Annotated in this window: 12 protein-coding genes; 6 read left to right on the forward strand and 6 right to left on the reverse strand. The window is 69.3% G+C overall.

Features of this window, described 5'->3' with window-relative positions; all coding sequences use genetic code 11:
• The 3 genes from AC1DE0_RS22310 to AC1DE0_RS22320 all read right to left on the reverse strand — a co-directional run.
• Positions 1-375 (reverse strand): DUF5994 family protein (locus AC1DE0_RS22310; RefSeq protein WP_478105812.1); only part of this gene is annotated, 375 nt, incomplete at its 3' end.
• A complete protein-coding gene (locus AC1DE0_RS22315) occupies positions 372-1,163 on the reverse strand; it encodes a slipin family protein (RefSeq protein WP_478105814.1) in 792 nt (263 codons plus the stop codon). The genes AC1DE0_RS22315 and AC1DE0_RS22310, both read right to left, overlap by 4 nt.
• A gap of 65 nt (positions 1,164-1,228) precedes the next feature.
• Positions 1,229-1,684, reverse strand: coding sequence for a hypothetical protein (locus AC1DE0_RS22320; RefSeq protein ID WP_478105816.1), 456 nt, complete (start codon positions 1,682-1,684; stop codon positions 1,229-1,231).
• A 525-nt stretch (positions 1,685-2,209) separates the two neighbouring features.
• On the opposite strand from AC1DE0_RS22320, the gene AC1DE0_RS22325 reads away from it, so the two are divergent.
• A complete protein-coding gene (locus AC1DE0_RS22325) occupies positions 2,210-2,398 on the forward strand; it encodes a hypothetical protein (protein WP_478105818.1) in 189 nt (62 codons plus the stop codon).
• Positions 2,399-3,252: 854 nt separating this feature from the next.
• Here AC1DE0_RS22325 and AC1DE0_RS22330 read toward each other — a convergent pair.
• A complete protein-coding gene (locus AC1DE0_RS22330) occupies positions 3,253-5,331 on the reverse strand; it encodes a potassium transporter Kup (protein ID WP_478105820.1) in 2,079 nt (692 codons plus the stop codon).
• A gap of 148 nt (positions 5,332-5,479) precedes the next feature.
• On the opposite strand from AC1DE0_RS22330, the gene AC1DE0_RS22335 reads away from it, so the two are divergent.
• Together AC1DE0_RS22335 and AC1DE0_RS22340 are read left to right on the forward strand one after the other, a co-directional pair.
• Positions 5,480-5,683, forward strand: a complete 204-nt coding sequence (locus tag AC1DE0_RS22335) for an RNA polymerase sigma factor sigma-70 region 4 domain-containing protein (RefSeq protein WP_478105822.1) — start codon at positions 5,480-5,482, stop codon at positions 5,681-5,683.
• A 56-nt stretch (positions 5,684-5,739) separates the two neighbouring features.
• Positions 5,740-5,895 carry a hypothetical protein gene (locus AC1DE0_RS22340; RefSeq protein ID WP_478105824.1) on the forward strand — a complete coding sequence of 52 codons (156 nt, stop codon included), beginning with the start codon at positions 5,740-5,742 and terminating at the stop codon, positions 5,893-5,895.
• On the opposite strand, the gene AC1DE0_RS22345 is transcribed toward AC1DE0_RS22340, so the two are convergent.
• Positions 5,881-6,051 (reverse strand): hypothetical protein, encoded by a 171-nt coding sequence (locus AC1DE0_RS22345; protein ID WP_478105826.1) that lies wholly within the window; start codon positions 6,049-6,051, stop codon positions 5,881-5,883. The two genes, AC1DE0_RS22340 and AC1DE0_RS22345, sit on opposite strands and share 15 nt — an antisense overlap.
• A gap of 389 nt (positions 6,052-6,440) precedes the next feature.
• Here AC1DE0_RS22345 and AC1DE0_RS22350 point away from each other — a divergent pair, with 389 nt between their 5' ends.
• The 3 genes from AC1DE0_RS22350 (at position 6,441) to AC1DE0_RS22360 (ending at position 8,076) form a co-directional block, all read left to right on the forward strand.
• Positions 6,441-6,752, forward strand: coding sequence for a hypothetical protein (locus tag AC1DE0_RS22350; RefSeq protein WP_478105827.1), 312 nt, complete (start codon positions 6,441-6,443; stop codon positions 6,750-6,752).
• A gap of 728 nt (positions 6,753-7,480) precedes the next feature.
• A complete protein-coding gene (locus AC1DE0_RS22355) occupies positions 7,481-7,717 on the forward strand; it encodes a hypothetical protein (RefSeq protein WP_478105829.1) in 237 nt (78 codons plus the stop codon).
• Entirely contained in the window at positions 7,714-8,076 is a 363-nt protein-coding gene (locus AC1DE0_RS22360) for a hypothetical protein (protein WP_478105831.1), read from the forward strand. Before AC1DE0_RS22355 ends, AC1DE0_RS22360 begins: the two co-directional genes overlap by 4 nt.
• Positions 8,077-8,354: 278 nt before the next feature.
• Here AC1DE0_RS22360 and AC1DE0_RS22365 read toward each other — a convergent pair whose 3' ends face one another.
• A complete protein-coding gene (locus tag AC1DE0_RS22365; RefSeq protein WP_478105833.1) occupies positions 8,355-8,873 on the reverse strand; it encodes a DUF5994 family protein in 519 nt (172 codons plus the stop codon).
• Positions 8,874-9,271: the final 398 nt, after the last annotated feature.

Below are 9,271 nucleotides of genomic sequence, written 5' to 3' on the forward strand. Positions count from 1 at the left end.
GGTCAGGTCACGGTAGCGGCTGTGCTCGAACCACCCGATGTGCGTGATGCCCAGCGGGGTACGCACCTTCCGTGGCGCCTGGCCCCACAGGCCGCGCTCGTAGCCGACCCGGGCGATCCGGGCGCCGGTGAGGTGGTGCACCGCCACGTCGAGCCGTGGCAGCTCCACCTGCACATCGGTCGTTCGCGGCCACCACACGCCGTCGCACTCGTCCCGTCCTGGCCGCGGTGACAACACCAGACGAGGGGAATCGGCGAACGCCTCAGTCGACGAACCGGTCGCCGGCTTGGCGACTGGCTCCGTGTCGGGCTCGGTGGGGGGCGAGGGCTGGGGTAGCCCGGCGAGGACGGGTGCGGGCCGGGGCGTGGCGTTCACGCGAGCTCCTCAGCAACGGCAGCGGCGCCATTGACGGGTCGGCCTTGGCGACCGGTATTCGCGGTGGCGTGCGTGGCAGCGTCCGTCTCACGGGCCAGGAAGGCTCCCAGCTCGGAGATGGTGGACATGAGCGGGGCGGGAAACACGACGGTGGTGTTCTTGTCGACGCCGATCTCTACCATGCTCTGCAGGTTGCGCAGCTGGAGCGCGAGGGGGTGCTCCATCATGATGTCGGAGGCCTGCCCGAGAGCGGCCGCGGCAAGGGACTCGCCCTCGGCGTTGATGATCTTGGCCCGCTTCTCCCGCTCGGCCTCGGCCTGACGCGCCATAGCCCGCTTCATGCTGTCCGGTAGCTGGATGTCCTTCAGTTCCACGAGGGTGACCTCGATGCCCCAGTCCAGGGTGCTGACGTCGAGGATCTCACGGATGTCCAGGTTGATGCGGTCGGTCTCGGAGAGGGTCTCGTCGAGGGTGTGCTGGCCGACGACCTTGCGCAGCGTTGTCTGGGCAATCTGGTCAATGGCAGCGCGCACGCTCTCGATGGCCACGACCGACTTCACGGCGTCAACGACCCGGTAGTAGGCAACCGCCGAGACGTCGACGCTGACATTGTCGCGGGTGATGATGCCCTGGGACTGGATCGGCATGGTGACGATCCGCAGCGACACCCGGTGCAGGACATCGACGAACGGGACGATCACTCTCAGCCCGGGTTCGCGGAGGTTCCGCACCTTGCCGAGGCGGAACAGCACGCCCTGCTCGTACTGCTTGACGATCTTCACGGCCATCATCGTCCCCACGAGCAGCAGGGCGAAGACGACGACAAGGACAACCGCGGCGGTGGTTGTCATGGTCAGCGCAGCCACTTCGCCCGGTGGACGGCGGGCTGGTCGGACCACCAGCGGCCGAGGTAGCCGGCGCTGTGGGCGGCGTAGGCGCCGATGACGATGAGTGCCAGCGCGGAGATGACGTGGTCGTCGACGACTGGGTTGGTGGAGTGGGTGGGCTCACCAGCGGCGATGGCGGCCGGGGGCCAGGTTGCGAACCACATCATGAGCAGGAGCACGGTCCCGCAGGCGGCGGCCACGCGCAGGGCCACACCCAGGATCAGGGCGGTTCCGATGCCGAGCAGGGCCAGCATGAACAGCCAGTCGATCAGGGTGTTCCCGGCGATGGCGTTGAACGGGCCCTGCAGCGGCCCGGCCGCGACGCCGGACAGGAACCCCTTCGTGGGCGAGCCACCCTGGGTCCAGGCCTGGCGCTCGAGGTGGCGTAGCCGAGCCCGAGGAGCTTGTCGAAGAAGGCCCAAAGGAACTCGACGCCCAGCGCCAGGCGCAGCAGGTTGAGGGCAACTCGCCCCACCCGGCCGGTGGCCAGCGACGAGGCCGCGGGCTCCCCGCCCAACTTCCGAGGGTGGATGCCAGCGCCGGAGACGTCGGCCCGGTGGGCGAGGGCTGGAAGTGTGGGTGCGGCCATCACGGCACGTCCTTCGATATGGAACGCTCAGCAAGGCGGCTCGGCATGAACCTCGACAGCAGCTGCCTGGCCGGCGTCCGGTGGTTCTGCCGGTGTGGTGGTCGGTGACCACCCAGCCTGCCCTGCGGCACACGATGGCCGCCGCCCCGAGAGGCCGGCCCCATGTCCCAGTGACCTCCATCACGACCGCTCGTCGCAGGCAGCCGTTCACCTTCGGAAGAGCCTGGCCGAGCAGGTCGGCCATCGGGGAGCGCCTCCACGCACTGCCAACGACTGAGCGTGCTCGACTCCTGGGTGGGCGCGGCAGTCAAGATGGTCACAGAGGACCCTCACGCCGGGGGCCACGAAAGGATCAATGATGCCAGTCACCGTGACGACCTCCGACGGCAGCCCCGAAGTGCACGAGGACGGCGTGCACTTCGAGCTCCAGGAGGGCCATCTGGTCGTCAATTACCACACCGGCCGAGGCTACCTCCCGCTGGCCATCTACATACCGGGAAGCTGGACGAAGGCTGTCGTGAACAAGACCAACGACGAATCGAACTGAGCCACGGGCATCCCTGGGCCGACACGGCGCCTCCTTGTCGGCGTCTCCGCGCAGATCGGTTGGCATGCACGGAGGTGTCGAAGTCGCTGGCGTCGCTGGTCGACCAGGAGGGGCGAATCGCACCCTGGCCGGCGTTGAAGTGGTTGCTTCTTCCGTCCAGCGACGTGTCGCCGTACTCCTGCCGGTCCCGGCCCTGCCTGCTGGTGGCGGCTCGGGGCGTGCTGCTCGATGCCATGTAGGGCCTTGCCGCCGAGCTCGTCAGACGCAGGCTGCCCATGCCGCCGGGGCTTCGTGACGACCTGCGCCTGCAGCGTGGCCTCCGTGACCGCCCGACAAGGCATGCCTCGCCACACAGCCGTTGAGTCGAGGGCAGCAGTGAGATGGAACTGCCGTTCCCAACACGTGCGCCGGCAACGGCACCGCGGGAAGGACTCGAAGGACCAGTGCAGTTGAACGGCTGAGGGAGCGTTCGTGAGGTGATCCGAGTCAGTCCTTCGGGTCCTTCGCGGAGCGGTATACAGGGGCCTAGGGCCTGCCCAGCCGGTGGGCGAGTCGCACTTCGACGTGGATCGTGCAGCAATGGCTCTCGGCAGAGCAACTCACGAAGGTCGGCTGATGGGCGAAGGACCGGAAGGACCCTCGCGGTTCAACCGCCAACCGTGGCTTCATGATGTGATCCGAGCAGGTTCTTCGGGTCCTTCGCGGGCACCGCAGCCTCCCGGTGAGCGGCATGACTGATGGACGATGCCAAGGCCGGACTGACCAGACGCAGCGACCGTTGGTGTGGGCTCCGCGCACGGTGGTTCATGACGGCCGTGGATCGTCAGGCTCTCGGGTTGTAGGGGCGCCGGTGGTCAGAGGTTGACGCGGGAGCCCATGATGACGGTGCGGTCGGGGGGCAGGTGGAAGCGCACCGACGGGTCGGCGGCGTTGTGGGCGAGGCTGATGAAGAGCAGCTTGCGCCAGCGCTGCATCCCCGGCTCGTGGCCGGCGCGCAGGGTGGCGCGGGAGAGGAAGTAGGACGCGGTGTCGGCGTCGTAGTGCGTCTCGGGGTGCTGACCGGCGGCCATGGTCAGCCCCCTGGGCAGGTTGGGGCTGTCGGCGAACCCGAAGCGGATGCTGACGAAGACGATGCCGTCGTCGGGGTCGCCGAGGTCGTCGACCGTGATCTGGTCCTCCAGCGGCACGTGCGGCACGTTCTGCGCCTGCGCCGAGACAATGACGACGTGCTCGTGGAGCACCCCGTTGTGCTCGACGTTGGCGCGCAGGGCCAGGGGAGTCGTCGCGCTCGAGGGGTGCGGGAACACTGCGACCCCCGGCACCCGGACGAGGTGCTGGGTGGAGAGCTGCTCGATGAACTCCGTCAGGGAACCCTCCGCCTCGGTGCGGTTGTGGATGATGAGCTGCCGGCCACGTTGCCAGGTCGTCATCACCGTGAACATCACCGCGGCGATCAGCAGCGGGAGCCAGCCGCCGCTGACGATCTTGGTGAGGTTGGCGCTGATGAAGGCCGCCTCGGTGCCCCCGAAAGCGACCGCGGCGAGCACGAGCTTCCACGTTGACCAGCCGAAGAGGATGCGGGCCACGCTGAGGAGCAGCAGGGTGTCGATCAGCAGTGCCCCGGTCACCGAGACGCCGTAGGCCGTCGCGAGCTTGGCCGAGGAGCCGAAGGTGATCATGAGCACCAGGACGACAACGAACAACGCAGCGTTGACGAACGGCAGGTAGATCTGGCCCTGCTCCTCGTCGGATGTCTGCCTCACGGTGAGCGGAGGCAGGAAGCCGAGCTGCACGGCCTGGCGCGACATCGAGAAGGCGCCCGAGATGACGGCCTGCGAGGCGATGACCGTGGCCCCGGTCGCCAGGATGACCATCGGGATCGTCGCCCAGCCCGGCACGAGCAGGAAGAACGGGTTACTGATCGCCTTCGGGTCCTGGAGGATCAGCGCCCCCTGGCCGAGGTAGTTGAGCACAAGCGCGGGGAAGGCGACCCAGAACCACGCCCGGCTGATCGCCGGCCGCCCGAAGTGACCCATGTCGGCATACAGTGCCTCCGCGCCGGTGATCGAGAGCACCACCGCACCGAGCGCGACGAAGGCGATGAACGGGTGCGAGACGACGAAGCCGACGGCGAAGGTCGGCGAGAGCCCGGTGATGATCGCAGGGTGGCCGGCGACGTGACCCAGACCGGCCACGGCGATCGCGAGGAACCACACCAGCATGACCGGGCCGAACATCGACCCGACCCTCCCGGTGCCGAACCGCTGCCCCGCGAAGAGCACGGTGAGGATCGTAGCCGCGATCGGAACGACGAACGGGGCGAGCCCGGGGCCGGTGACGGTGATGCCCTCGACCGCCGACAGCACGGAGATCGCCGGGGTGATCACCGAGTCGCCGTAGAACAGCGACGCACCGAGGACACCGAGGGCCATGACCACGCGGGTCCGCTTGGAGGTCGAGCTGAGCAGCCCGCGGGCCAGCGCTGCCAGCGCCATCACCCCGCCCTCCCCGTCGTTGTCGGCCCGCATGACCACGAGCACGTACTTCACCGACACGATGAGCGTCACTGACCAGAAGACCAGGGAGATCACGCCGTAGACGTCCCCGGGCGTGGGCTTGACCTCCCCCTGGTCGAGGGAGAAGACCGTCTGCAGGGCATACAGCGGGCTGGTGCCGATGTCGCCGAACACCACCCCGAGGGCACCGAGGACCAGTCCAGCGGTGGCCGGCCGGATCGGACCCTTGCGCCTGGACTCCGCGGGCTGGCCGATCTTGTCGCCGGAAGTGCGGGCCGCGCGGTCCCGGTCGCGGTTGCGGTCGTGCGCTGGACCGTCACCGGAACCGTCCTCGGGGCCGTCCCCAGACGAGCGGTCCGGAGCGTCGTCCGGACCGGGGTCCGACGAGGAGGCGGGCGATGACGCCGAACTGGTCACACCTGAGTGTACGGAGACGCGTCCTCGGACGACCTCCTGCAGGATCGCCCCCCATGACACTTCCGCAGTCTGGTGCCCGACGGCCCGCCACGCCGGCCAAGGCTGACGACGTCGAACAGTCCCTAGGCGGCGAGAGAGAATGGTTCTCATGAGCGTCCCGGCCGCCATCCCTCTGGTCACTGGCAAGCACCGCAACCGAGCTCTCGCGACGGCCCGTCATGCTCGCGCCATCCAGCTGGCGACGGAGGGGCGCACCTACCAGGAGATCGCCGACGAGCTGGGCTATGCCAACCGCGGCACGGTGCACCACATCGTCCACGACGCGCTGCCCGGGACCGCAAGGAGGCCGTAGATGATCGCCAGCTGGCCCGTCTGGACGCACTGCAGGCGGCCCTATGGGACAAGGCCATGGCAGGCGACGTGGAGGCCGCCCGCGAGGTGCGCGCGGTCATCATGGCTCGGTGCCGGCTGCTCGGGTTGGCCGAGCAGTCGAAGCGACCGGCGGGTTGGGCTCCGCGCACGGTGGTCCTGACGGCCGAGGACCGCGAACTACTGGGACAGTAGACCCGCCGGGTTGCATGTCTTGGGTTGCACCGGCGCGACAGTCGTCGGCAGCCCCGCCACGGTGTGGACGAGCCAGCGATCGGTCTTCGGCCCGTAGATGGCCTCGAACGTCCGCATGCTCACCAGCGGCCAGACGCCGCTGACGATGTTGAACACTCCCTGCGCCTGGGCGAGTCGCCGCATCGTCGTACCTCCTGCTGCCGTGTGCGTCGGGGTCGGACCACCCTTACCCCAGCACGGTCGCGTACCTGATCGAGGCCGACCGCGTCCTGGTGCAGCAGTGGCTCTCCTCCGAGCTGCTCACGAAGGTCGGCTTATGAGCGAGGGACTCGAAGGAGCGTCGCGGTTCACCAGCGGAGGGCGTCTTCGTGGGAGTGATGCGAGCCGGTCCTTCGGGTCCTTCGCCCGAGGCCGGGAGCGTGACGGATCACTCTGCTGCCGAGGGCGCTGGAGTGAGGGAGACTGGGGTGGTGGAGGGAAGCAGCGAGAGGGCGAAGGGCCGAGGAGCCCGCGCGGCTCGGCGGGCCCAGCAAGCCAGTGCCCGCGTGACGGCCTTGAAGCTCCGTCTCAACCGGCTGGCCTCGGAGACTCCGGTCACCGACGCCGACCTGCAGCACGCCGCCGAGGCCGCCGTCGAAGCTCAGACGCGGGCGATCGAGGAATACCACCACGCCGCGGATGCCCACCACCTCGCTGCCTGGGCTCATGACGAGTTCGCCGAGATGCTTGAGGCCTCGGGCGACTACCCGAGAGCGCAGCGGCAGCGAGACGCCGCCGATGCTGATGAAGCAGGCGCTGCCGCCGACGAGTGGGCCGCCAACGAGGTGACACAGCAGAACCCGCCGGAAACGTCGTGAGAAGTGATGCTCGGAGTCCCCGTATCCGCCGGGGCGAACTGGTGAGTCCCGTACCAGCACAGGTGGGGCTGCGAAGGACCCGAAGGACCCTCGCGGTTCAACCGCCACCCGTGTCTTCATGAGGTGATCCGAGCAGGTCCTTCGGGTTCTTCGCCTGGCACCGCAGCGTCCCGGTGAGCGGCACGAGTGGTGGACGACGCCAGGGCCGGCGCAGGTATCAGGTGGCCCGATGCTGCCGGCGTCGAGGCGAAGTCCTTGCACGTCGGATGACGAACGCGATGGCCACCGCCGCCAAGACGGTGATGATCGCCGGTTCGGGGGGGCGGGGGGGCCGATGGACCCGCCCCCGGCGGTCAGGACGAGACGACGACGAGGAGCAGCACCAGGCGGCCGCACCCATGACCGGCCACCAGAGCGACCCCATGCAGGCCGACAACGCCGCCACCTGGGTCCCCAGAATGGGGTTGGGACCAGGGGACGACGCAGCCAACGCCACCGACCGTGCCACTCTGCTGAAGCCTTGGAGCGGCGGTACTGCTCACCTACCCGGCGGCTCGACCCTCAGACGGTCGTCGCACGGGCAAGCCCGGCCACGCTGGCCGGGCCCCCGCGACCGATGGCGGTGCATGGCTGACCTCGATCGAGTGAACGACCACGTAGGGTGGGGCGCAGCCTCACTTCGGGGCACATGCCCTCTCGCCTGCGAGGGGAGTTAGCTGGATTTCTCGATGGACCCTCACGCACCGTCCAACACCGACTCTGGCCCCAGCGCCGACAACGTGACCGAGGTCCACAACCCCTCGGTCGACCAAGACGCGGCGGGAGACGGTGCCTGCGCGCAGGTCCACCTGCCCACCGGGGCCATGTGCATCATGCGACACGGCCACGACGGGTCGTGCGAGTTCAGCCCAGCCGGAGAGGCAGACACCCTGCTCGCCGCGCGCAAGACCGCCGAACACTGGTGACCTCGAACGCTCCGGCGGGCCGGGACAGCCCCAACGGGGCTGGCGGATCCCACGGCGACGGATCGGCTTCCGCGCTGGCCGGCGTGGCGCCGGCTCTCGCGCAACCTCGATTGCAATTGGGCGAGCTGCTGTTGCTCGTCCGTGCCGCCCGTGGCGAGGTGCACGCCCTGCGGGCGGGACGAGTCGATCCGGCCCTGCTGGTGGCGGCTCGTGGCGTGCTGCTCGATGCCATGGAGAGCCTTGCCGCCGAGCTCGTCACACGCAGGCTGCCCATGCCGCCGGCGCTTCGTGACGACCTGCGCCTGCAGCGGGGCCTCCGTGACCGCCAGACAAGGCATGCCTCGCCGCAAAGGCGTTGAGCCGAGGGCAGCACTGGGATGGAGCATCCGTTCCCCCACGTGCGCAGGCAACGGCACCACGGGAAGGACTCGAAGGACCACTGCGGCGAACAGCTACGGCAGTGGTCGTCGGTCGCGTTCATTGGGCAGGCCACGGCTCACCGCCGACCAAGCGTTCACGCGGCTGCTTCGGGTCAGCCAGAACACCAACGGCAAACTGGGCGACGTCGTCGAGGAGCTGGCCGTCACGGGGCACGTGAGGACACTCTCCGCGACCCGGGGCAGCGAGAACGGTGACGTCAAGCGCTGGCCGTGAGCCGCGCGGTTCGCGGCCACGGTGGGTGCCGTCTTCCGAATGCCCGGGCTGACTCCAGGATCCGGTGGGCTGCGTCCTCGTCGGTGCCCGGTGGCAGCACCCTCAGCATGAGCCGCTGGTCGTTGCTCAGCGAGAGGATGACGTGTTCGGGGTAGCGGCTGTACTCGAACCAGCAGATGCGCGTGATGCCCAGCGGGGTGCGGATCTTGCGTGGGGCATCGTCCCACAGTGAGCGCTCTTGGCCGAGCCGGGCGATGCGGGCACGTGTGAGGTGGTGCATTGCCACGTCGAGCAGCGGCAGCTCGACCTGCAGGTCGGTGGTGCGGGGCCACCACACGCCGTCGGAGACGTCCACCCCGGGGCGGGGTGAGAGGACGAGACAACACGGCCCCGGCCCGAAGGTCAGCGAACCGGCCGTGGTCACCATGACGGGCTTGGTGGCGGGCTTGGCGCCCGGCCGGGACTGGGATGCGGACGCGGCGGCGCCTGGGGACAGGGGCACGGCATGCACGGCGGCTCCTCGTGAGCGGTTGGGAGGTATGAGGGACGGGTCGCGGCGGGCTGGTCACTTCCGGCGCTGGGGGGCCATGCCGCGGGAGGTAGGTCCTCGGTCGTCGGCCGACGGCCCCGGGAGGGTCGGTTCTCGGTCGTCTGCTGACGCCGACCACTCTGACCGGGCGATCGCGTGTCCTCCTCGGGACTTCGCCTGCGCTGTACGAGCCAACGCCGGACCCCGGAAGCCGGTGCGCCAGATCCGGCGTGCCCATGGGTGGCGCCCGGGCAGGTTTGCCGATGTCGCGCTCGTGGGCGCCCGCCCTGCTGCGCGGCTGACGCGAAACTCGTAGCTGCTGGCGGCGCTCGGGACGACGCCCAGGGGTCACACCGTCTGCGGAGCACGCC

The organism is Terrabacter sp. 05T424, assembly GCF_056396225.1.

Bases quoted from the DNA above. Each gene is read 5' to 3' on its own strand.
- AC1DE0_RS22315 (WP_478105814.1), bottom strand. From the start codon at position 1,163: ATGGCCGTGAAGATCGTCAAGCAGTACGAGCAGGGCGTGCTGTTCCGC.
- AC1DE0_RS22325 (WP_478105818.1), top strand. From the start codon at position 2,210: ATGCCAGTCACCGTGACGACCTCCGACGGCAGCCCCGAAGTGCACGAG.
- AC1DE0_RS22335 (WP_478105822.1), top strand. From the start codon at position 5,480: ATGAGCGTCCCGGCCGCCATCCCTCTGGTCACTGGCAAGCACCGCAAC.
- AC1DE0_RS22340 (WP_478105824.1), top strand. From the start codon at position 5,740: ATGGCAGGCGACGTGGAGGCCGCCCGCGAGGTGCGCGCGGTCATCATG.
- AC1DE0_RS22355 (WP_478105829.1), top strand. From the start codon at position 7,481: ATGGACCCTCACGCACCGTCCAACACCGACTCTGGCCCCAGCGCCGAC.